Below are 21,779 nucleotides of genomic sequence, written 5' to 3'. Positions count from 1 at the left end.
CGCCACTCTAGGCGCCGCCGACAAGACCAGACAATCGCGATGGACCCGACAATCGCCTCAGGAGAGCGGCTTGAGGCCGCGCTCGATTGCCGCGCGCTGCGGCTCGAGGAAGGGCGGCAGGGCGAGCTTCTCGCCGATTGTGGCGAGCGGCTCGTCGACGTCGAAGCCGGGGCCGTCGGTGGCGATCTCGAAGAGGATGCCGTTCGGCTCGCGGAAGTAGAGGCTGCGGAAATAGTAGCGGTCCACCGCCCCCGAGCTCGGGATGCGTAGCCCGGCCAGCCGCTCGATCCAGCCCTTGTACTGGGTCTCGTCCGGCGTGCGGAACGCGACGTGATGCACCGAGCCGGCCCCCTGGCGGGCGGGCGGCAGGTGCGGCTCCACCGCGACGTGATACTCGGCGGCGACACCACCGGCGCCCATGGCATAGACATGGACGGTGACGGCGCTGGGCAGGGTGTATTCGCGCTCCTTGCGCATGCCGAGAACATAGGTGAGCACGAGGTCGGTCGGCTCCAGCTGCGGCACGCTGGCGGTGATCGGGCCGAGGCCGCGGATCTGGTGCTCGGCCGGGACCAGGCTCTGCTCCCAGATGGCGCCGTCGCCGGCACCGCCATCATCGACGAGGGCAAGGCGCTGGCCTTCCGGATCCTCGAAGTCGAGGGTCAGGCGGCCGTCACGGATAGCGGCGGCGGTGTGGACGACGCCATGCTCCTTGAAGCGCGCCTCCCACCAGCGGATCGTCGCCTCGCCGGTGACGCGCAGCGCGGTGCGGATGATGGAATGGGTGCCGCGGCGCTCGCGCGGCACGGGCCATTCGAAGAAGGTGATGTCGGAGCCGGGGCTCGCCACGCCGTCGCCGTAGAAGAGGTGATAGGCGGAGGTGTCGTCCTGGTTCACCGTGCGCTTCACCAGGCGCATGCCCAGCACCTTGGTGTAGAAGGCGTGGTTGCCCGGCGCATCGGCCGAGACGGCGGTGAGATGGTGGATGCCGGTCAGGGCCGGGATCGGGGCGTCGGCGGTGGTCATGGCAGGGACCTCGTGGGGCGCGGCGGGGGCCACGCTTCGTCGGCCAAGACATCGGCCCGCGCGGCGGCGGGGGCAAGGGGCGCGACACCGGGACCCTCGCAAGCCCGGCTTGCAGCTTTGCCCGCGAGCCGGCTCGCCACCATCTGGTCCTGTCCGTTATCCCGTCTTAAAGTTGCAGCCAGAAGACCTCCGCCCGCTGGCGAGAGGGTCCAGCCCAGCGCCGAACGGCAGGGCCGCACAGGGAGACACGACCGATGAGCACCACGACCTCGCCCGCCCCCGTCCTCGCCGGCAAGGCCGGCCCGTTCCGCGCCGACCAGGTCGGCTCGCTGTTGCGCTCGCAGGCGCTCAAGGAGGCGCGCGCCGCCCATGCCGCCGGCACACTCGACGCCCTCGGCCTGCGCACGGTGGAGGACGCGGAGATCAAGAAGCTCATCGCCAAGCAGGAGGCGGTGGGCCTGCAGGGCATCACCGACGGCGAATATCGCCGCTCCTGGTGGCACTATGACTTCCTCTGGCAGCTCGACGGCGTGACGCGGGTGGAGCTCGACCAGGGCATCCAGTTCGCCGGGGTGCAGACCAAGGCCGAGGCGCCGCGCGTCACCGGCAAGATCGGCTTCTCGACCCATCCCTTCATCGAGCACTTCAAGTTCGTGAAGGCGAACACCGCACGCACCGCGAAGATGACCATTCCCTCGCCGTCCATGCTGCACTACCGGGGGGGCCGGAAGCTCATCAATATGGGCCTCTATCCCGACATGGCCGAGTATTACGACGATCTCGGCCAGGCCTTTCGCAAGGCCGTCCATGCCTTCTATGACGCCGGCTGCCGCTACCTGCAGCTCGACGACGTCTCCTTCGCCTATCTCTGCGACCCCGAGCAGAAGCGGATGCTGGCCGAGCGCGGCGACGATCCGGAGAAGCAGGGCGAGATCTATGCCGAGATGGTCACCGCCGCCATTGGCGGGCGGCCGAAGGACCTCACCATCTCCATGCATCTGTGCCGCGGCAATTTCCGCTCCACCTTCGTCGCCTCGGGCGGCTACGAGCCGATCGCCGACCTCCTGTTCAATGCCATGCCGGTGGACGCCTATTTCATGGAATGGGACACCGAGCGCGCCGGCGGCTTCGAGCCTTTGCGCTTCCTGCCCAAGGGCAAGGCGGTGGTGCTCGGGCTCGTCACCTCCAAGACCGGCGTGCTGGAGAAGAAGGACGACATCAAGAGGCGGATCGACGAGGCGGCGAAATATGCGCCCATCGAGCAGCTGTGCCCGTCGCCGCAATGCGGTTTCGCCTCGACGGAAGAGGGCAACACGCTGGCCGAGGACGAGCAGTGGCGGAAGATGGAGCTGATCGTCGAGATCAGCAGGGAGGTCTGGGGCTGAGGGCGGGGGACTTGAAGGCCCCACCCTCACCCTCCCCTCGCTGCGCGAGGTGAGGGGGACTTCAGCGTCGCGGATTATCGCAACGGGCGGGCGTGGCCCAATCGGCTCAGTGTCAGGCGGGACGTCGTGGTCCCCCTCCCCGCAGAGCGGGGAGGGTAAGGGTGGAGCCGTCCCTGAACCCGTCCCTCACCCCTTGGCCGGCGGGAACATCAGCGGCGAGATCTTGAGGTGATCACGCTTCGCCCAGTCGAGCTTCTTGACGCCCGCCTCGGCGCGGCGCTGGGCAGCCTCGAGCTTCTCGGAGGCCGCGGCGAGGTCCATGGTCAGCACCTTGCCACCGTCCACCACCTTCTTGCCGTCGACGAAGACGGTGCGGATAGCGCGCTCGCCGGAGGAATAGATCATCGAGCGGACGGGGTCGCGCAGCGGCTTCATCGTGGGGTGATTGACGTCGACCAGCACCACATCGGCCTTGGCGCCGACCGCGAGGCGGCCGATATCCTTGCGGCCGAGCGCCTTGGCGCCGCCGAGGGTCGCGGCGTTGAACACGTCGACCGAGCGGACGTCATAGACGTCCTCGGCGACGACGCGCGACATGATGGCGACGTGGCGCATCTCCTCGATCATGTTGTGCGGATAGGTGTCGGTGCCGATGGCCATGTTGACGCCACGGCGGACATATTCGCCGAAGGTCTGCAGGGTGATGCCGCGGCGCTGGAAGACGGTCGGGCAATGGGCGACCGTGGTGCCGGTGTCGACGAGGTCCTGGAGGTCGTCGCGGCGCGGCCAGTGCACGGAGGTGTGGTGGTCGAGGAAGATGCCGTGGCCGATGAGCGAGCGGTCCGACAGCACGCCGAGCGAGCCGAGCCACTCCACCGGCGTCATGCCGTGGCGGCGGGTGATCTCGTGGAACTCCACCACCGACTGCGCCGCGTGGATCTGGAAGGGCAGCTTGCGCTTCTTGGCCTCGGCGAAGCTCGCCTTGATGAGGCCGGGGGTGCAGGTATCGATCTGGCTCGGCGAGACCATGCCGGACATGCGGCCGGAGGGGTGCTTGGCGGCAGCGTCGAGAACCGTCATCGCCGCTTCCATCGCAGCCATGCCCTCGTCCTTCTGCCACTCGTACTCGACCACGTGGCCGTTCTTGGTGAACCAGCGCGCCGAGCGATACATGGGTGAGAGCACGCCGCGGAGCCCCGAGGCGGCGAAGGTGTCGAGCCAGCCGTCCCAGGCGACCGACATGTCGACAAGGGTGGTGACGCCGGAGAGCAGCAGTTCGGAATAGGCGACCGTGGCGGAAGCCGGGATCGCCTCCATGTCGGGCGCGCCGCCGGAATCGGCGCGGAACAGCGGCATGAACTCGTAGAGCGCGGACTGGTAGAGCTTCGGCGAACCGAGCTCGTCGTTCCAGCCCTTGGCCATGGGCTCGGAGGCCGGGTGAGAGTGGACGTTCACAAGGCCAGGCATGACCATCATGCCGGTGCCGTCGATGGTGGTCGCAGCCTTGCCGGCGAAGCCTGAGCCGACATGGATGATCTTGTCGTCCTCGAAGGCGACGTCCGCACCCTGCATGTAGGTGTGCTTGCGGCCGTCGAAGGCGACGACCCAGGAAGCGTTCTTGATCAGCGTGACGGGCATCGGGGCGTTCTCTCGCGGCGTCTTTTGGTTCGGCGGCAGCCAAGGAAACGGCCGGGCACCCGAGGGGCGCCCGGCCGGTGGTCAGGTCAGCGCGTGAAGCGCAGGTCGAGGCCCTTGTAGAAGCCGCAACCATAGATGTTGTGCGCCTTGAAGGGGGCGAGGCGCGCGGTCGCCGCCACCTTCATCGGCTCGTGGTAGAGCGGGATCCAGACGGCCGCCTCGTGGACCTGCTCCAGCACCTGCCCGTAGTTCTGGGCGCGCTCGGCATCCGAGACCGCCGTCATGCCGGTCTGGAGCCAGCGGTCGGTGTCCGGGTTCTTCCAGTTCATGCGGTTCGGGGTCGGCGCGTTGGTCGAGCGGAAGTAGAGGTTCAGCGCGTCACCGGCGGTGATGTAGGGGAACGACATGCCGAACATGTCGAACTCCTGGGTGGCGAGCTTGCCCCAGGCAACCGTGGCATCGAAGAGCTGGATACGCAGATCGACGCCGATCTTGCGCAGGTCGCCCTGCACCGTCTCCATCAGCTTCTGCCAGGTCGAGCCGGTGAAACCATAGGCGAGCGGCGAGAGGCGCTGGCCGTTCTTGGAGCGGAAACCGTCGGCGCCGCGCACCCAGCCGGCCGCATCGAGGATGCGGTTCGCCTCGGTGACATTGGTGCGGATCAGGCGCTGGTCGATGGCCTTGTTCCAGTCGGTGGCCGCCTGGTGAATGTAGGAATAGGCAGGCTCGGTCTCGCCGAAATTGATGTCGCGGGAGATCGCCTCCTGGTCCACCGCCATGACGATGGCGCGGCGCACCGCCTCCTCGTCGACGCCGGCCTTGTCCACCTTGAAGCCGATGAAATAGGTCCAGAACGCCGCCTGGTTATCGACGATGCGCAGGTTCCGGTTGGCGCGGATCTGCGCCATGCCGGAATAGGGCACGTACTGGGTGGCCTGGCTCTGGCCGGTCAGCACGGCGGCAAGCCGGGTGTTCTCCTCCGGCACGATGCGCCAGACGATCTCCTGGATATGCGCCGGGCCGCGGTTCTCGTAGATCGGCGGGCCCCAGCGATAGGCGTCGTGGCGGCGCATGCGCATGTCGTTGCGCGGACGCCAGTCGACCCAGCAATAGGGGCCGGTGCCGTTGAAGCCGCGCACGCCGAAATCGGCGCCGAGCGCGTCGACATTGGCCTTGTCGATGACCACGGCGAAGCTCTGGGTGAGCTGGTAGAGGAGTTCGGAGAAGGGCGCCGTCAGGCGGTATTCGACCGTGTAGGCATCCTTGGCGACGATGTCCTCGACGGGACCGGCGCGCCAGCGCACCGGCGACCGCGTCTCGGGGTTGATCCAGCGTTTGATCGAATAGACCACGTCCTCGGCGGTCATCGCCTTGCCGTCGCAGAACTTCACGTCCTGGCGCAGCTTGAAGGTGTAGACCTTGCCGTCCGGCGAGACGGTCCAGCTCTCGGCGAGGCCCGGCTTGATCGAGGTCATGTCGTGGTCGAGCGACACCAGCGTGTCGGCGAGCATGAACAGCACCTCGGAGGCGGCGCGGGCCGTCGAGCGGTGCGGGTCGTAGCGGTCGGAATCGACCTCACGAACGATGGTGAGGCTGTTCTGCGCTTGCGCCATGGCCGGAGCCGTGAAGGCAAGGCCGCCGGCAAGGGCGGTCGCCGCCCAGATCAATCGTTTGACACTCATGTCCCTGCTCCTCTGGAGACCTTTGGTTATCTGACCCGTTGGCCGGGCCTTGGGGTGGATCAGCCGTGCCTCAGCCGCGGATCGAGCATGTCGCGCAGCGCATCGCCGAGGAGGTTGGCGCAGAGCACCAGAACGACGATGACGAGGCTCGGGATGACCGAGATGTGCGGGGCGAGGAACAGTTCGTTGCGGCCGGCGGAGGCCATGGTGCCGAGTTCGGCGATGGGCGGCTGGGCGCCGAGGCCGAGGAAGGACAGGGCCGAGCCCAGCAGGATCACCTGGCCGAAGCGCAGCGTCAGATAGACGAAGACCGAGGAGATGCAGTTGAGCGCGAGGTAGCGCACCAGCAGCGTGCCGTCGGTCAGGCCGATGGAGCGGCCGGCCTCGATGAAGTCCTGGCCCATCACCACCAGCGCCGAGGCGCGGGTGACGCGCACGACGGTCGGGATCGTGGCAATGGCGAGCGAGACGACGACCGCCGTCATGCCCGGGCCGACGACTGCCGCGAAGGCGAGGCCGAGGAGGATCGCCGGGAAGGACAGGAGGATGTCCGACATGTGCATGATGAGGCCGTCGAGCCGCCGGTAGAAGGCGGAGATCAGCCCCAGCACGATGCCGATGGAACCGCCGATGGCGGTGGCGATGACGCCCATCAGCATCGTCGCCTGCAACCCGTAGAGCAGGCGCGAGAGCATGCAGCGGCCAAGGCCGTCGGTGCCGAGCAGAAACTGCCAGCGGCCGCGCGCCTCCCACACCGGCGGCAACATGCGCAGGCGGGTGTTGGTGAGATAGGGGTCGTTCGGCGCCAGCCAGGGCGCGAGGATCGCGGCGGCGATCAGCAGGATGAGGATGAAGGCCGCGGCAATGGCGAGCTTGTCACGGAACAGGCGGCGCAGCGCCGGAAAGCGACGCGGGGCCGGGGCGTCCGGGGCGGGAGCGGCGGCGGGGGAAGCGGTCACCGCGGTCATCGCTTGCCGACCCGGGGATCGAGGATGCCGTAGAGCACGTCGACGATGAGATTGATCACGATGAAGGAGACCGCGAGGATCAGGATGGCGCCCTGGGCGAGAGGCAAGTCGCGCGCCAGGATGGCGCCCACGGCGAGCCGCCCGACGCCGGGCCAGGAGAAGATGGTCTCGGTGACGACGGCGCCGCCGAGGAGGAAGCCGGCCTGCAGGCCGATGAGGGTGACGACCGGGATCAGCGCGTTGCGCAGCACATGGCGGATGATGACCGTGTGCTCGGCGAGGCCCTTGGCGCGCGCCGTGCGCACATAGTCGGCATTCATCACCTCGAGCGCCGCCGTGCGCGTCATGCGCGCCACGGGGCCGATGAAGATGAGGCCGAGGGTCAGGGCCGGGAGCGCCAGATGCGCAAGGCCGTCCAGCGTCCAGATGGGGCCGGCCCGCCCGAGGAAGGGCAGCAGCTCCCAGTAGTAGCCGACATACATGATCAGCATCAGGCCGATGAAGAAGACCGGCATGGAGACGCCGAAGACCGAGATGGCGATGATGATGCGGTCGAGGGCATGGCCGCGATAGACGGCGGCCACCGTGCCGAGCGCGATGCCGACCGGCACCGACCAGATGAGGCAGGCCAGCATCAACTCGGCAGTCGGGCCGATCGCCTCGGCCAGTTCATGGATGACCGGGGTGTTGTTGATCATCGAATAGCCGAGGTCCCCCTGGAGGACGCGGCTGATGTAGATGAAGAACTGCACGACCAGCGACCGGTCGAGGCCAAGATCCTTGCGGATCTGCGCCACCACTTCCGGGGTTGCCTGCGGGCCGGCAATGACCTGGGCAACGTCGCCGGGAACGAGCTGCAGCAGCAGGAAGCCGAGCAGCAGCACGCCGAAGAGGACGGGGATCGACAGGACCGCGCGATGGATCAGGTGAACGCCCATGCCCGTCAGCCCCTCCACTCGCCGGTGGCGTCATAGACGCAGGCGCCGCCGAGAATGGTGAGATCGCAGCGCGTGTCGGAGAGGATCGCCTCGGGCGAGGCGGTGAGCAAGTCCCGGGAGAAGACTGCGACATCTGCGGCCATGCCGGGCCGGAGCGTGCCGCGATGGTCCTCGCACTTGTTCACATAGGCGCCGAACTCCGTATAGGCCTGGATGGCGCGCTCGATGGAGATGACCTGGTCGCCGCCGATGACCGTGCCCTTGTGGGTCTTGCGGGTGAGCATCGTGTAGAAATTCGGCCAGACATTCGCGTCGCAGACCGGCGCGTCGGTGGAGGCGGCGGGACGGAAGCCCATGTCGATCCAGGTCTTCATCGGGTAGCTGGCGCCCGGCCGGTCGTCCGGCATGACCGTCTCGTAGAGCTCGCCGAAATCGTAGATGAAGACCGGCTGGGGCACCGGCTCGATGCCGGCAGCCCGCATCCGGCGCATCTGGTCCATGGTGTTGAAGCCGCAATGCTCGATGCGATGGCGGCGGTCGCGGTCCGGATATTTCGCCAGCGCCTTCTCCATGGCCACCAGCGTCTGCTCGATGGCGCCGTCGCCGATGGCATGGACGGCGAGATGGTAGCCCTTGGCGTGGACCTCCATCGTCGCCTCTTCCATCTCCTTGTCGGTGAGGCAGTAGATGCCGTGGGTCTCATCCTCGCCGGCATAGGGCTTCGTCATGGCGGCGGTCTTTCCACCGGCCGAGCCGTCGGTGAAGATCTTCACCGGGCCGACGCGCAGCATGTCGTCGCCCGAGCCGGTGACGAGGCCCTCCTCGTGGCAGCGGCCGAGGATGCCGCCGGGAATGTCGAGCAGGCACTGGGTGACGCGGATCGGCTGGCGGCCGGTGCGCAAGGCGTTGCGGTAGGAGATGATTTCCCGATAGCCCGAGCGCATGCCGACGGCGGCATCCATGGTCGAGGTGATGCCGAAGGAGTTCATGTATTTCGCGCCGCGCTCGATGGCGGCGACATGGTCCTCGTCGGTATAGGCCGGCAGCACCGCCTGGACGGGCTGGCGGCCATTCTCGGCCATGAGACCGGTGAGGGAGCCATTGGTCTGCTCGATGGCGCCACCGGCGGGCACCGGGCTCGCCGTGGTGACGCCGGCGATCTTCAGCGCCAGCGAATTGGCGACGGCGAGGTGGCCGCAGGTGCGCACCAGATAGACCGGGTTGTCGGGGGCCGCCATGTCCAGCTCGGTGCGGTGGGGATGGCGGCGGATGTCGAGCTTCGAATCGTCATAGCCGCGGGCGAGGATCCATTCGCCGGGCTTCTTCTTGGCGGCGGCCTCGCGGATGAGATCGAGCAGCCCGTCGAGCGTGTTGGCCTTCTGCGGGCGGGCATCGACCTCGGCCATGGACAGGCCCATGGGCAGGAGGTGGGCATGGGCCTCGAACAGGCCGGGGGTGACAAGGCGGCCGCGCAGCTCGACGATCCGGGTGGCGGGGCCGATCAGCGGCTCCATGTCAGCGGAGGAACCGACGGCGAGGACCTTGCCCGACCACAGGGCGATGGCCTCGGCCACCGGCTCCCCATAGGCGATGAAAACACGGCCGCCCCGCAACACAACATCGGCCTTCGGCAACATCGCCATCGAACACACCTCAACCCATCAATGCCCAACATCGTGGCATGCCGAAAATTGCACCGGCAACATGCCGGGGGCGATGGGCACACCAGCGGGCGGCGGGGTGGATTTGTTGTCCCGCAACGGTAAGGTCGGAAACTTTCTCCCGCCCGCGGTGTCGATGTGAGCAGCAAACTGACGCGACATCAACATCCATTGGCACGACCGTATCGAATGTCGATACGACAAGCGGTCACCCGACGCCCGACGCTGCGTTATCGACCGACCGTTGTGGATCATCTGAGGACCTGGCGATGACGAACCCTGCCCTGCCCGCCAATCCCGAGGCCAGCGATCCCGTGACGCTCGGCTGGATGACCGGTTTCCCGCCGCCGCCCGACAAGGCGATCACCTATGCGGATGGGTCGTTCCGCGCCTTCCCGCAGCTGCGCTGGTCGTGGAGCCATGTCCGGCAGATCGTGCCGACGGTGAATGTCTGGCGCGGAACGGGCGGTCCATCGCCGCTGCCGCGCGACGAGCAGGACCTCGATGCCCTCCCCGTGACGACGATGGAGGGCCGCGCCACCACCTTCGCCCGCGCCCTTGTCGACACCTATGCCGACGGCATCGTCGTGCTGCATCGCGGCCGCATCGCCTTTGAACGCTATTTCGGTGCGCTCAAAGCCCACCAGCCGCATATCGGCATGTCCGTCACCAAGTCCTTCACCGGCACGCTGGCCGGCATCCTCGTGGCGGACGGGCTGATCGACCCGGCAGCGCCGGTGACCGCCTATGTGCCGGAGCTGGCATCAAGCGCCTTCGGCGATGCGACGGTGCGGCAGGTCATGGACATGACCACGGGGCTCGCCTACTCGGAAATCTACACCGACCCGAGTTCGGATATCTTTGCACTGCGCCGCGCCAATGGCATGGCCCCGCCGCTCCCCGGCGTGCCGCAGCCCTCGCTGCTCGAATATCTCACCACCATCGGCAAGACGGGCGAGCACGACCGGGTCTTCGCCTACAAGACGGTCAATACCGACGTGCTCGCCTGGATCCTGAGGCGGGCGAGCGGGCTCAGCCTGTCGGAGCTTCTCTCCACCCGCATCTGGCAGCAGATGGGGGCCGAGGAAGATGCCCACTACACCGTCGACAAGCTCGGCATCGAAAGCGGCGGCGGCGGGCTCAACACCACGACCCGGGACCTCGCCCGTTTCGGCGAGGTGATGCGCGGCGGCGGCATGGTCAACGGCCGCCGGCTGTTCCCCACAAGCGTCGTCGAGGCGATCACCTGCGGCGGCGATCGCGCCAAGTTCGCGCCGGCGGGCTATCCGACCCTCCCCGGCTGGTCCTACCGGACACAGTGGTGGATCAGCCACGACGACCACGGCGCCTATATGGCTCGCGGCGTCCACGGCCAGTCGCTCTACATCAACCCCAAGGCGGAGGTGGTCATCGCCCGTTACGCCTCGCATCCGGCCGCCGGAAATGTCGCCAACGACCCGATCACGCTGCCGGCCTTCCGGGCGGTGGCGACCGCACTGATGGGCTGAACAGGGCCCCGTTCGTTTCAGCCACGTTGCTGCGGCGGAGGCCGCGTCACGACAAAGCCACGAGCTGGCGAAATCGTCCAGAAATCGGCACCCCATACCGATCGTCCCAACGATCCGGCACAGGGCCGGAAAATCGGAGACCGACATGTCGCTGCTTACCCGTGCCAGCGTGCCGCTGGCCCTCGCCACAGCCTGCCTCTTGCTCGTGCAGGCCACCGATGCGGAGGCGCAGCGCCGCCGGCCACGCCAGTCCGACGGCACCGAGGTGACGGTCCAGAACCGCAGCCAGGCCTCGCTGAGCTTCCTCTATGTGGCTCCCGTGGGGGATGCCGGCTGGGGCGAGGACCGGCTCGGCAGCGACACGGTGGCGCGCAACCGCAATTTCCGCTTCACCATCGAGGGCGAGCAGTGCCGCTTCGACGTTCGCGGCGTGTTCGAGAACGGTCGCGAGGAAACGCGCTTCGGCATCGACCTCTGCGCCCGCCCCGAGCTGGTGATGAACGGCCGCACCCAGACCACCGCCGCCGACCTGCAGCGCCAGGGCCCGGCCGCGCTCTATCTGGTCCGCAACCGCTCCGGCAACACGATGCAGACCCTCAAGCTGGTCTCGGCCAACGGCGACGAGAGCGAGGACGTGCTCGGCTCCACCACGGTGGAGAACAACAACCAGTACACCGGCCGCTTCGAGCGCAATGCCGGCTGCGTCTATGACCTCGTCGCCACTTTCGAGGGCTCTGCCGACCGCACCCTGCGCCGCCGCGACCTCTGCGCCACGCGCGAGGTGGTTTTCGGTGCCAATGCCAATGCCGACGAGGCCGCACCCCGCGCGGAAGGGCAGGAGCGTCGCAACGAGCCCGACAGCCAGCCGCCGCTCGCGGTGACGATCCAGAACCGCGGCGCCGTGGCGATCCAGTATCTCCATGTTCGCCCGCGCGGCACCAACGCCTGGGGCCCCGATCGCCTCGGCAACGACACGGTCGAGGCCCGCGGCACGTTCCAGCTCTCGCTGCCGCGGCGCGGCTGCGACTATGACGTCAAGGTGCGCTTCAGCAACGACCGCGAAGAGGTCCGCAACGGCGTGAACCTCTGCACCAATCCGGAATTCGTGGTGGAAGGCCCGGCGCTGGCTCCCGGCCGCGGCGAGCGCAAGCAGACCGCTTCCGCCCGTCCGGCGCAGCCCACCATCTCGCAGGTCGCCATCGTCAACGAGGGCGACCGCACCATCGAATCGCTGTTCATCTCCTCCTCGAAGATCTCGAGCTGGGGCGAGGACCTGCTCGGCGCCGAGCGCATCCAGCCGGGCGCGCGCTACACCGCCCGCGTCGAGCGGGACGACCAGTGCAACTACGACCTGCGCATCGTCTATACCGGCGGTCGCGAGGAGCGGCGGATGCGGCAGAACCTCTGCCAGCGCCGCGAGGTCGCCTTCGGCGGCGCCAATGCCTTCCGCGTCGATGGCGGCGGTCCGGACAATGGCCGGCGCGTGGTCTTCACCAATAGCGGCCGCGGCGCGGTGCGGGAGGTCTACCTGACCCCGACCAACGACACCCACTGGGGCGACGACCGCCTCGGCTCGGAGCTGCTGCCGCCGCGCTTCCGGCTGGACATGCGCCTGCCCACTGAGGGTGGCTGCCGCTGGGACGTGAAGGTGGTCTACGAGGGCGGTCAGAACATGGAGAAGCGTGACCAGGATCTCTGCGCCACGCCGGAAATGGCCATCGGCCGCGCCGGCCGCCCGGGCCAGGTCGTCTCCACCGGCACCGGCTTCTACATCAACGACGCCGGCTTCATCCTGACCAACCACCACGTGATCGACGGCTGCACGACGGTCGCCATCTCGCGGCCGGGCGGCGCCCGCATCCCGCTGCGCCTGGTCGGCGCCGACGAGGGCGCGGACCTCGCCGTGCTCCGCCAGGAGAACACCACCTCGACGCCGCTGCGCCTGCGCACCGGTGCCGGCCCGGTGGTCCGCGGCGGCGAGCGCGTGGTGCTGGTGGGCTATCCCGCCCGCTCGCAGCTCGGCGGCGTCAACGTCACCGAGGGCATCGTTTCGGGCCTGCGCGGCGCGCTCGGCGACCAGAGCCGGTTCCAGTACACGGCGCCGACCCAGCCGGGCAATTCCGGCGGTCCGGTCCTTGACGGCGCCGGCTCGGTGGTCGGCGTGGTGGTCTCGCAGATCGACAAGATCTCCGGCGAGCGCACCGCGCAGAACATCAACTTCGGCATCAAGCTGGACCTCGTCCGCACCTTCCTCGCGGCGAACAACGTCCAGCCGGCAGAGGGCGAGTCGGGTGCTTCGCTGCCGACCCCGGACATCCTGCAGAACGCCGACCAGTCGGTGCTGCCGCTCGACTGCCTGGAGTGATCTTCGCTGACGGCGCGAAACAGGGCCCGCGCGGGACACCGCCGCGGGCCTTGCCGCGTCAGGACCGTTGATAGTTCAGCAGTCGGCGCGCGAGGACCACCGAGACCCAGGCGACGGCGGCGCCGACAATGCCGTCGAGGATCCAGTGGTGGTCGAGATAGACACTCGCGACGCACATGGCCGTGGCATAGAAGATGTGGAGCGGCCAGGTGCGCCAGGTCGCGGCCCCGACCGCCGCGAAGAGGCCGATCATCGGGAAGGCGACGTGCATCGACGGCATGGCGCCGAAGACATTGGCGGCGCGGCCGTAGAACTGCTTGAAATAGGTGATGCCGAGCAGCTCATCGACGCGCAGCAGGCCGGCGGGGCTCGCAGCCGCCTTGATGTTGACGATGCAGCCGTCCATCCGGACGTACCAGGGCGGCGCAGCCGGGTAGAGGATCCAGATGGTGAAGCCGATGGCATGGGCAATGGCGAAGGCCCAGAGGTAGAGCCGCGCCCGCTCGCGATCGCGGACGAAGAGATAGAGCGCGTAGAGCGGCACCACATAGAGGAAGGCCGCGTAGGGAATGGCGAAGACCACGTCCCAGAAGGGGCTGACGTGCTGCTGCAACCAGTCGCCCGGCGTGACGTTCGGCGCCACGGCGAAGAACTTCAGTTCGAGATCGCGCAGGTCGCAGGCATGGACGTCAGCGCCCGTCCTCACGAAGACCGGCAGGATGAAGCGGATCGCGTCCGAGGCAATGGCGACGAGCACCCCGGGATAGAGGACGGCGGTGATGCGCTGGGTCTTCTGGTTGAACAGGCCGAGCACGACAACGAGCCCGGCGATCAGCGCATGTTCGGGGCGGAACATGCCGATCGGCAGCATCGCCAGCGCGTAGAGGACGGGAAGCAGCGGCGCGTACCACCAGCGGCCCCAGAGGTCGGTCAGGCGGGTCCAGGGGTTCAGCGACATGGGGAAGGCGTCAGGCCAGGCCGTCGCGCCCGGTCGGCGCGTCGGGAAGGCCACGAACCTCGGGCTGGCGTGCGTCGATGACGTTGCGGGCAACCCGCAGGGCATCGGCGGCCGCGAGGATGCTCAACACGCCAACGAGACCCACCCCGAAGAGGGTGAACCCCGGCGAGAAGGGGCCGAGCAGCAGAGCGAGGGCAATGAGCACCATGCGGTCGCCGCGGCGCATCCACAGCGGCGGCAGCTGCACCTTCAGGCCCTCGCAGCGGGCGCGGACATAGGAGACCGTATAGGCCGCGAGCAGGGTGAACGCGGGCACGACCGCCATCCAGCCGGAGGTCGAGAAGAAGACGGTGAGACCGAGCAGCGGCAGGGCGTCGGTCACGCGATCGACCGTTGAATCGAGCAGGGCGCCGTAACGGCTGACCGTGCCGGTGGAGCGGGCGAGCGGCCCGTCGAGCATGTCGAACAGGCCGGAGAGCAGCAGGAAGACGGCGGACCAGGCCAGCGCGCCATAGGCGGCGAAGACGGCGGAGGCGAGGGCCGGCGTCAGCGATAACAGGGTCAGCGTGTTCGGCGTCACGCCGGTGCGCGCGAGAATGGCTGCGACACGACCGAGGGCGCCGGCAAAAGCCGCGCTGCGCGCCACGTCCTGCAGGGAGGCGCCCTTCTCGAGGCTCGCAAGAACGCGCGAGACCCAGCTCTCCGACATTGACCCGGCTCCCCGTTTGCAGCCAGCGGTGCTAATGAGCGCGTCCTCAAGACCCAAAGCGAGCCAAGGTCAAGATGCTGCCACCCTGCCGGACGATCTGACCGATGGCCATGATGATCCGCAACGCGCTCATGCGCTTTCGGCGCATGACGCCGGCAAGGCTCTATCAGGATCATGCCCGCGCACGCAAATTGCTGCGCGGCGAGGCCCCCCGTCCGGGCCCGGCGGTCGCCCGTCCGGAACGGCTGGTGGTGACGCTGACCACCGTGCCGGAGCGCATGGACCGGCTCACCCCGGTGCTCCACAGCCTCCTCGACCAGACCGTGCCCGCCGACCGGATCGTGCTCGCGCGGCCGGAGGTGTCGCGGCGCTCGGGCCAGCCCTATCCGCAGCTCCACCCACCCGTGGCGGGCGTCGACGTCATCGCCGCGACCGACGAAGGGCCGGCGACGAAGCTGCTGCCGGCGCTGCTGGCGGAACCGCAGGCCGCCATCCTGGTGGTGGATGACGACGTCATCTACCCCCGGGACTTCATCGCCCAGATGCTCGACTGGCATCGCCGCCTGCCGCAGGCCGCCATCGGCTGGCGCGGCTGGCGCATCGTGCCGGACGCTCATCCCAAGAGCTTCCCGCATATCTTCGCCACGGCGCTGAAGGCGCCGGAGCCGGTCGACATCCTGCTGGGCACCTGGGGATATCTGGTGCCGCCCGGGGCGCTCGATGCAGCCGTCCACGACTTCACCGGCTATCCGCCGGGCGTGCGATTCGTCGACGATGTCTGGTTCTCCGGCCATCTCGCCCGCCGCGGCGTCGCTCGCCTCGTCATCCCCGGCCGGGGGCTGCCGATCGAGACCGAGGCCTCCGATCTCGCGGCGCTGACCTTCGGGCCCAACAGTTCGGGCACCAATGACCTCGACGCCATCGCGGCGTTCAAGGCATGGTGGTGAGGCAGGGCCCCCTTCCCTTTCCCCTCCCCCTTCCCGGCGAAATGCTCTAAGAGCGCGGCCATGGCCGCTGCCACACCTCCTCTGCGCGTCGCGCTCACCGTCGATATGGAGCCGGACTGCCCGCCCTTCCTGTGGACGTGGCGCGGCGTCACCGAGGGCGCACCACGCCTCATCGACCTCTTCCGCGACGAGCAGGTGCCGGTGACCTGGTTCACCACGGGTGAGACGGCTCGGCTGCACCCCGGCTCCGTCACCGCTATCGTCGATGCCGGCCACGAGCTCGCCTGCCATGGCGTCACCCACCAGCGTTTCGACTGGATGTCGAAGGACAGCGCGCGCTGGGAGATCCAGGACTCGACGCAGCGGCTGCGCGATTTCGGCGAGATCACATCGTTCCGCGCGCCCTATCTGCGCTTTCCCGGCCATTATCTCGACCTGCTTGCTGACGAGGGCTTCCACCTCGATTCCTCGCAGGCCCGCTACAAGAAGGACGTGCCGGGCGAGGAGAATGCGCCGGGCCTCGTGCGCATCCCCGCCTCGATCACGTCGAGCGCCCTGCGCATCCCGAAACTGCTGCGCGAATATTTCCTCGGCCGCCTGCCCGATCCCGTCGTGCTTTTCGTCCACCCCTGGGAGTTCGTCGACTTCCGCCAGTCGAACCTGCGCTACGATTGCCGCTTCCGCACGGGGCAGCCGGCGCTGGACGCGCTCGGTTCGGTCATCCGCTACTTCAAGGGACGCGGCGCGACCTTCACGACCATGCGCGACCTCGGCGCGCAGATGCGGCCGGACCGGGCATGAGCGCGCCGGACAGTGCGGCAGCCAAACCCTCCCGCCGCCTGTGGTGGATCCTCGGCTGGTGCGTGCTGGCCGTGCTCACGGCGATTGCAGCCTACGCGCTCCCCTGGACGGACGTGCTGGCCGCCCTCGCCGCCGCCAAATGGCACTGGGCGATCTTCGCCATCGTTGTGAGCCTTGCCGGCTGGCCGTTCTGGATCCTGCAGTGGCAGTTGCTCGCCCCGAAGGCGCTACGCCCGAGTTTCGGCCGGATGGCGCAGGTCACCGCGCTGAGCGGGGCGGCGAACACGTCGTTGCCGATGACCGGTGTCGTCGCGGCGGTCGGCTTCCTCATCGTGCGCGGGCGGCTGCCGGCCTCTGCCGCGGCCTCGGTCTATGCCGGCGACCAGCTGGTGACCGGCATCGCCAAGGTCGGCACGCTGACGCTTGCGGCGCTGCTTGTTCCGGTGCCCGACTGGATCCGCTCCGGCCTGCTCGGCCTTGCCGGCGTCGTTGCCGTCTTCACCGTGGCGCTGTTGGTGGTCGCCCACGGCGGCGGCTGGATCCGCGTCTTCGCCGCAAAGCGCGGCCCGCGTGTCGCACAGGCCCTCGGCCACTTCGCCGATTTCATCGACCATCTCGAACCCATGCGCCATCCTGGCCTTGGCCTTGCCATCGTGGTCCTCGCCTTCGCCAAGGCGGGCATGGAGGTGCTGATGGTGATGACCGTGCAGATCGCGGTCGGCATCCCGCCCTCGCTGCCGGCGGCGGTGCTGGTGGTGGCGGCGCTCGACCTTGCCACCATGGCGCCAGTCTCGCCGGGCCATCTCGGCGTCTTCGAGGCGACCGTCATCCTCTGCTACCAGTATCTCGGCGTGCCGCTGCCGCTGGCGACCGCCGCGGCGCTCGTCCAGCACGGCGTCGTCTTCCTCGCCTCGCTGGTGAGCCTTGCCTATCTCGGCTGGGCCCTGCCGCGCGACGAGCGCGGCGAACGGCGGCTCGACAGCCCTTAAGCGACGGCGGCGATGGCCGCCCGATATTCGTCCTCGTAGCGCGGAGCGACATCGGCCCAATCGACGCCAGCGGGTGATCGAGAGGACGCGGCCCTCAGCGCCTGTCGCAGGGCCGGCTCCACCACCAGCCGGCGGATGGCGGCGGCCAGGGCCACGTCATCCTCCACCAGCAGCGCATCATGGCCATCGACGAGGAAGTCGCGCGCGCCGGACTGCGCCATGGTCACCACCGGCAGGCCGGCGGCGCGGGCCTCCAGCGCGGCGATGCCGAAGGCCTCGAGCCGCGAGGCGAGCAGGAACACATCGGCGGCATGGAGGCGATCGCGGATCGCCTCCCGCTCCTCGCGGCCGGCGAGGATGATGCGGTCCTCCATCCCCGCCCGGGCGATGATGCCGGCAATGGCGCGGCGCTCGTCGCCATCGCCGACAATGGTCAGCCGCGCCGCCTGGGGCGGCAGGTCCTTCACCGCCTCGGCAAAGGCGCGCACCAGCCAGCGCGCGCGCTTGCGCTTCTGCAGCCGCGTCACCGAGAAGAATTCGACGGTGTCGCCGGCTGGGGCTGCCGCCTCGGGCCGGTGCCACCAGGCGAGATCAATGCCGTTGGGGATCGCCACTACGTCGCGGTCCTTGAGCAGCGGCCGGAGCGCCGCGCCAGCCACCGTCGACACGGCGGTGTAGCGCACGGCCGCGCGGGCATAGCCGTGCAGCGCGTCCAGCAGGAGCAGCGGCAGGTCATAGTATTTCAGCACGGAGTGGAAGGTCGCGACCGCAGGGATGCGCCGGCGGATGCAGTGCTGGACCGCATGGTGGGCGATGGGGGCGACATTGCCGCAATGGACATGGACGACGTCGTAGCCACCGCCATCGATGGCGGCGCGCAGGGCGGCGCAGACGCCGGGCGTCACGGCGATGCCGAAGCCCGGCAGGCGGAAGCCGGGCAGCCGCTCGACGGGGATGCCGTCGACCTCGGGCTCACCGGGCACGCCGCAGATCACCCGGACCTCATGGCCCCGCGCCATCAGTGCCAAGGCGAGGTCGCGCATCTGCAATTCGATGCCGCCGAGGCGGGGCACGAACCAGTCGCTGACGAGGGCAATCTTCACGGCAGTCCTTTCGCACGAACCGGGGGTCCGCGGCGGTCACGCATAGCCGCGTTCGCGGAACCATGTCCACGCATCGCGGATGGCCTCCTCCGCCGGTCGCGGCCGATAGCCGATCTCGGCCATGGCGCGGGCGCTGGTGAAGTGGTGGGGACGGCAGGCGGCGTCCGCGGCAGCGGAATTGACCACCGGCTCGCGGCCGGTCAGCGCCGCGACCGCATCGCCGGCGAGGCCCGCAGCCCTCACGAGAGGCGCCGGGGCCGTGATGACAAAGGGGGTGCGGCCGGCAACGCGCCTCATCAGCCGGAAGGCCTGCGCATAGGTCATGGGCTCGCCGGAGAGGATGTAGCGGTCGGATGGCGGCCGTGCGGGTGCGCAGGCGAGGTCGAGCAACGTCCCGGCGACGGCACCGGCATGGCAGAAGTCGTTGCCCCCGGGTGGGGCGATGGCGAGGGGTCCGCGCACCGCCGCCAGCAGCATCTGCCCGGAAGAGGGCTTCCAGTCCCAGGGGCCGATGAGAAAGGCCGGATGGACGATGACGGCGTCGAGCCCCAGTGCCATCTCGGCAGCGACGACGGCCTCGGCACGGCGCTTCGAGGCGGCATAGGTGGTATCACGTGTGGGCTCTGTCGGAGCGGCCTCATCCCCCGGATCGGACGGTGTCCCCCAGCGCAACGTATCGACTGTCGATACGAAAATGAGCCTTTGTCCACCGGCGCGGCAGGCCTGCGCCAGCCGCTCGGTGGCCAGGACATTGTCGCGCCCGAAGGCCTCGGCGGCGCTGCGGCCGATGCCGACGCGGGCGGCGCAATGGATCACGGTCGAGACGTTTTCCAACGCTTTTTCAATCGGTTGAGAAGCGATGTCGGCGATGATGGGATCGTCGGCGAGGCCGTCGAGAGCGGCGAGCGACGCCTGGCTTCTCACCCAGCCACGAGCGGGAAGATCACGCGCCACCGCAAGGCGCAACACGCTGTTACCAAGGAGCCCGGCTGCGCCGGTGACGACGATCACGGAAGGTCTTCAAATGACGAAACAATGAAGTATAAGGGGCGCCGCGCAGCCGGCGACATTCGGCCACAGCGCCTGGAGATGTTTCGTGTCACGGTCTGCCATTCGTGTTGCCATCGTCGGTGTCGGCAATTGCGCCGCGTCCTTCGTCCAGGGTCTGCATTATTACAAGGACGCCAAGCCGGGTGAATCGATCCCGGGCCTCATGAATGTCGAGGTCGGTCCCTACCATATCCGCGACGTCGAGATCGTCGCCGCCTTCGACATCGACAGCCGCAAGGTCGGCCAGGACGTGGCCGATGCGATCCTGGCGAAGCCGAACAATACGATCCAGTTCGCCAAGGTACCGCCGACCGGCGTGACCGTGCAGCGCGGCCCGACCCTCGACGGCATCGGCAAGCATCTCGTCGGCGTCGTCACCGAATCGAAGGACGCGCCGGCCGACGTCACCGCCGTGCTGAAGGCGGCCCGCGCCGAGGTCATCATCTGCTACCTGCCGGTCGGTTCGCAGAAGGCCTGCGAGTTCTATGCCGAGCGCGCGCTCGAGGCCGGCTGCGGCTTCATCAACTGCGTGCCCGTCTTCATCGCCTCCAACCCCGACTGGGCGAAGCGCTTCACCGAGAAGGGCCTGCCCATCGTCGGCGACGACATCAAGAGCCAGGTCGGCGCCACCATCGTCCATCGCGTGCTCGCCCGTCTCTACGAGGACCGCGGCGTCAAGATCGAGCGGACCTACCAGCTCAATTTCGGCGGCAATACCGACTTCCTCAACATGCTGGAGCGCGAGCGCCTGTCGTCGAAGAAGAAGTCGAAGACCCAGGCCGTCTCCAGCCAGATCGACGTGCCGATCGCCGCCGAGAACATCCATATCGGGCCGAGCGACTTCGTGCCGTTCCTGGACGACCGCAAGATGGCCTATATCCGCCTCGAGGGCACCGGCTTCGGCGGCGTTCCGCTGAACATGGAGCTGAAGCTCGAGGTCTGGGACAGCCCCAATTCCGCTGGCGTGGTGATCGATGCCGTGCGCTGCTGCCGTCTCGCCCTCGACCGCAAGATCGGTGGGCCCATCGGCGGGCCGTCCAGCTATTTCATGAAGTCGCCGCCCCAGCAGTACACCGACCTGGAAGCGCGCGACCGGACCATCGCCTTCATCGAAGGGCGCGGCTGATCGCCCCCGGCGGTTCAGCCCCGGCCCAACCGGAGACCGGGACACCGGGCCCATGCTGATCGCCCGCCGCCTCGCCAAGGCGCATATGGGACGCCCGACGGTGCGCGGCGTCGATCTCGCGCTGCGGCGCGGCGAGGTCGTCGGCCTGCTCGGCCCGAACGGCGCCGGCAAGACCACCACCTTCTCGATGATCGCGGGCATGCAGGTGCCCGATTCCGGCGTCGTCATGCTGGACGACAAGAACATCACGCGGCTGCCGCTGTTCATGCGCGCGCGGCTGGGGCTCGGCTACCTGCCGCAGGAGGCGTCGATCTTCCGCGGCGCCTCGGTGGAGGAGAACATCCTCATCGTGCTGGAATCGGTCATCGCGGAGCGGCGGGCGCTTAAAGAGCGCGTCGACGAGTTGCTCGAGGAATTCGGCATCACCCATGTGCGCCGCTCCAAGGCCGGGGCGCTGTCGGGCGGCGAGCGGCGGCGGCTCGAAATCGCCCGCACCCTGGCGAGCGATCCCTCCTTCATCCTGCTGGACGAGCCCTTCGCCGGCGTCGATCCCATCGCCGTGACCGAGGTTCGCCTGCTGGTGCGCAAGCTCGCGGGACGCGGCATCGGCGTGCTCATCACCGACCACAATGTGCGCGAGACGCTGAGCCTCGTCGATCGCGCCTATATCCTCGATGGCGGGCTGATCCTCGCCTCGGGCGCGGTGGAGCGCATCGTGGCCGACCCGCGGGTGCGGGCGGTGTATCTCGGCACTGATTTCGTGCTCTAGGCCTGCGGGCGTGGCGCCCCCTCCCCCGGGTTCGTGCGGATCTGCAACCGGCGGTTTGCCGGCAAACCGGAAAGAACTCGCTACATCAAGTCATTCCAGACAATGAGCTACGCCTGCCGCTGCGGATTTATCCTGACGTAACGTTCAACAATTAAC

18 protein-coding genes are annotated in these 21,779 nt (G+C 68.4%); 8 read left to right on the top strand and 10 right to left on the bottom strand.

What is annotated here, in order from left to right:
* Window positions 1–57: 57 nt before the first annotated feature.
* Complete coding sequence (locus tag O9344_RS03065) at window positions 58–1,026, bottom strand: ring-cleaving dioxygenase (RefSeq protein ID WP_298472565.1); 969 nt, start codon at window positions 1,024–1,026, stop codon at window positions 58–60.
* A 254-nt stretch (window positions 1,027–1,280) separates the two neighbouring features.
* Between O9344_RS03065 and O9344_RS03060 the strand changes: the two genes are divergently transcribed.
* Window positions 1,281–2,411: a 5-methyltetrahydropteroyltriglutamate--homocysteine S-methyltransferase gene (locus tag O9344_RS03060; protein WP_298472563.1), complete on the top strand. Its 1,131-nt coding sequence runs from the start codon at window positions 1,281–1,283 to the stop codon at window positions 2,409–2,411.
* A 186-nt stretch (window positions 2,412–2,597) separates the two neighbouring features.
* Here O9344_RS03060 and O9344_RS03055 read toward each other — a convergent pair whose 3' ends face one another.
* The 5 genes from O9344_RS03055 to O9344_RS03035 all read right to left on the bottom strand — a co-directional run bounded on the left by O9344_RS03055 (window position 2,598) and on the right by O9344_RS03035 (window position 9,280).
* A complete protein-coding gene (locus O9344_RS03055) occupies window positions 2,598–4,049 on the bottom strand; it encodes an amidohydrolase family protein (RefSeq protein ID WP_298472560.1) in 1,452 nt (483 codons plus the stop codon).
* An 86-nt stretch (window positions 4,050–4,135) separates the two neighbouring features.
* Window positions 4,136–5,731: an ABC transporter substrate-binding protein gene (locus tag O9344_RS03050; RefSeq protein WP_298472557.1), complete on the bottom strand. Its 1,596-nt coding sequence runs from the start codon at window positions 5,729–5,731 to the stop codon at window positions 4,136–4,138.
* Window positions 5,732–5,790: 59 nt separating this feature from the next.
* Window positions 5,791–6,690 (bottom strand): ABC transporter permease, encoded by a 900-nt coding sequence (locus O9344_RS03045; protein ID WP_298472554.1) that lies wholly within the window; start codon window positions 6,688–6,690, stop codon window positions 5,791–5,793.
* A gap of 5 nt (window positions 6,691–6,695) precedes the next feature.
* Window positions 6,696–7,637 (bottom strand): ABC transporter permease, encoded by a 942-nt coding sequence (locus tag O9344_RS03040; protein WP_298472551.1) that lies wholly within the window; start codon window positions 7,635–7,637, stop codon window positions 6,696–6,698.
* A gap of 5 nt (window positions 7,638–7,642) precedes the next feature.
* Window positions 7,643–9,280, bottom strand: a complete 1,638-nt coding sequence (locus tag O9344_RS03035; RefSeq protein WP_298472549.1) for an amidohydrolase — start codon at window positions 9,278–9,280, stop codon at window positions 7,643–7,645.
* Between the two features lie 287 nt (window positions 9,281–9,567).
* On the opposite strand from O9344_RS03035, the gene O9344_RS03030 reads away from it, so the two are divergent.
* A complete protein-coding gene (locus O9344_RS03030) occupies window positions 9,568–10,806 on the top strand; it encodes a serine hydrolase (RefSeq protein WP_298472548.1) in 1,239 nt (412 codons plus the stop codon).
* Window positions 10,807–10,951: 145 nt separating this feature from the next.
* On the top strand, window positions 10,952–13,171 hold the full coding sequence (locus O9344_RS03025) for a serine protease (protein ID WP_298472546.1): 2,220 nt from the start codon (window positions 10,952–10,954) through the stop codon (window positions 13,169–13,171).
* A gap of 58 nt (window positions 13,172–13,229) precedes the next feature.
* Here the strand turns inward: O9344_RS03025 and O9344_RS03020 are convergent, their stop codons facing one another.
* A complete protein-coding gene (locus tag O9344_RS03020; protein ID WP_298472544.1) occupies window positions 13,230–14,129 on the bottom strand; it encodes a phosphatase PAP2 family protein in 900 nt (299 codons plus the stop codon).
* A 10-nt stretch (window positions 14,130–14,139) separates the two neighbouring features.
* Window positions 14,140–14,838 carry a CDP-alcohol phosphatidyltransferase family protein gene (locus tag O9344_RS03015; RefSeq protein ID WP_298472541.1) on the bottom strand — a complete coding sequence of 233 codons (699 nt, stop codon included), beginning with the start codon at window positions 14,836–14,838 and terminating at the stop codon, window positions 14,140–14,142.
* A gap of 104 nt (window positions 14,839–14,942) precedes the next feature.
* Between O9344_RS03015 and O9344_RS03010 the strand changes: the two genes are divergently transcribed.
* Genes O9344_RS03010 through O9344_RS03000 form a run of 3 tightly spaced genes read left to right on the top strand, consistent with a single transcriptional unit; the run spans window position 14,943 to window position 17,575 of the window.
* Window positions 14,943–15,785: a hypothetical protein gene (locus O9344_RS03010; protein ID WP_298472539.1), complete on the top strand. Its 843-nt coding sequence runs from the start codon at window positions 14,943–14,945 to the stop codon at window positions 15,783–15,785.
* 60 nt (window positions 15,786–15,845) lie between these two features.
* Window positions 15,846–16,586 (top strand): polysaccharide deacetylase family protein, encoded by a 741-nt coding sequence (locus O9344_RS03005; protein ID WP_298472537.1) that lies wholly within the window; start codon window positions 15,846–15,848, stop codon window positions 16,584–16,586.
* Complete coding sequence (locus tag O9344_RS03000) at window positions 16,583–17,575, top strand: lysylphosphatidylglycerol synthase transmembrane domain-containing protein (protein WP_298472535.1); 993 nt, start codon at window positions 16,583–16,585, stop codon at window positions 17,573–17,575. The genes O9344_RS03005 and O9344_RS03000 overlap by 4 nt, the downstream gene beginning before the upstream one ends.
* Here the strand turns inward: O9344_RS03000 and O9344_RS02995 are convergent.
* Both O9344_RS02995 and O9344_RS02990 read right to left on the bottom strand, forming a co-directional pair.
* A complete protein-coding gene (locus O9344_RS02995; RefSeq protein ID WP_298472533.1) occupies window positions 17,572–18,678 on the bottom strand; it encodes a glycosyltransferase family 4 protein in 1,107 nt (368 codons plus the stop codon). The genes O9344_RS03000 and O9344_RS02995 overlap by 4 nt on opposite strands.
* Before the next feature lie 36 nt (window positions 18,679–18,714).
* Entirely contained in the window at window positions 18,715–19,689 is a 975-nt protein-coding gene (locus O9344_RS02990) for an NAD-dependent epimerase/dehydratase family protein (protein WP_298472531.1), read from the bottom strand.
* Window positions 19,690–19,774: 85 nt separating this feature from the next.
* Here O9344_RS02990 and O9344_RS02985 point away from each other — a divergent pair, with 85 nt between their 5' ends.
* Both O9344_RS02985 and lptB read left to right on the top strand, forming a co-directional pair.
* Window positions 19,775–20,854: an inositol-3-phosphate synthase gene (locus tag O9344_RS02985; protein ID WP_298472529.1), complete on the top strand. Its 1,080-nt coding sequence runs from the start codon at window positions 19,775–19,777 to the stop codon at window positions 20,852–20,854.
* A 52-nt stretch (window positions 20,855–20,906) separates the two neighbouring features.
* Entirely contained in the window at window positions 20,907–21,623 is a 717-nt protein-coding gene (lptB, locus tag O9344_RS02980) for an LPS export ABC transporter ATP-binding protein (protein ID WP_298472528.1), read from the top strand.
* The last annotated feature ends 156 nt before the right edge of the window (window positions 21,624–21,779 follow it).

Source organism: Phreatobacter sp. (genome assembly GCF_027532945.1).
Lineage (GTDB): Bacteria > Pseudomonadota > Alphaproteobacteria > Rhizobiales > Phreatobacteraceae > Phreatobacter.
The sequence above is the reverse complement of the archived record's forward strand: the minus strand, read 5'-3'. Positions and strand labels throughout refer to the sequence as shown.

Coding starts and splice junctions, on each gene's coding strand:
- lptB (WP_298472528.1), top strand. CDS start 20,907: ATGCTGATCGCCCGCCGCCTCGCCAAGGCGCATATGGGACGCCCGACG.
- O9344_RS03020 (WP_298472544.1), bottom strand. CDS start 14,129: ATGTCGCTGAACCCCTGGACCCGCCTGACCGACCTCTGGGGCCGCTGG.
- O9344_RS03050 (WP_298472557.1), bottom strand. CDS start 5,731: ATGAGTGTCAAACGATTGATCTGGGCGGCGACCGCCCTTGCCGGCGGC.
- O9344_RS03000 (WP_298472535.1), top strand. CDS start 16,583: ATGAGCGCGCCGGACAGTGCGGCAGCCAAACCCTCCCGCCGCCTGTGG.
- O9344_RS03025 (WP_298472546.1), top strand. CDS start 10,952: ATGTCGCTGCTTACCCGTGCCAGCGTGCCGCTGGCCCTCGCCACAGCC.
- O9344_RS03040 (WP_298472551.1), bottom strand. CDS start 7,637: ATGGGCGTTCACCTGATCCATCGCGCGGTCCTGTCGATCCCCGTCCTC.
- O9344_RS03010 (WP_298472539.1), top strand. CDS start 14,943: ATGGCCATGATGATCCGCAACGCGCTCATGCGCTTTCGGCGCATGACG.
- O9344_RS03055 (WP_298472560.1), bottom strand. CDS start 4,049: ATGCCCGTCACGCTGATCAAGAACGCTTCCTGGGTCGTCGCCTTCGAC.
- O9344_RS03035 (WP_298472549.1), bottom strand. CDS start 9,280: ATGGCGATGTTGCCGAAGGCCGATGTTGTGTTGCGGGGCGGCCGTGTT.
- O9344_RS03005 (WP_298472537.1), top strand. CDS start 15,846: ATGGCCGCTGCCACACCTCCTCTGCGCGTCGCGCTCACCGTCGATATG.
- O9344_RS03015 (WP_298472541.1), bottom strand. CDS start 14,838: ATGTCGGAGAGCTGGGTCTCGCGCGTTCTTGCGAGCCTCGAGAAGGGC.
- O9344_RS03030 (WP_298472548.1), top strand. CDS start 9,568: ATGACGAACCCTGCCCTGCCCGCCAATCCCGAGGCCAGCGATCCCGTG.
- O9344_RS03060 (WP_298472563.1), top strand. CDS start 1,281: ATGAGCACCACGACCTCGCCCGCCCCCGTCCTCGCCGGCAAGGCCGGC.
- O9344_RS03065 (WP_298472565.1), bottom strand. CDS start 1,026: ATGACCACCGCCGACGCCCCGATCCCGGCCCTGACCGGCATCCACCAT.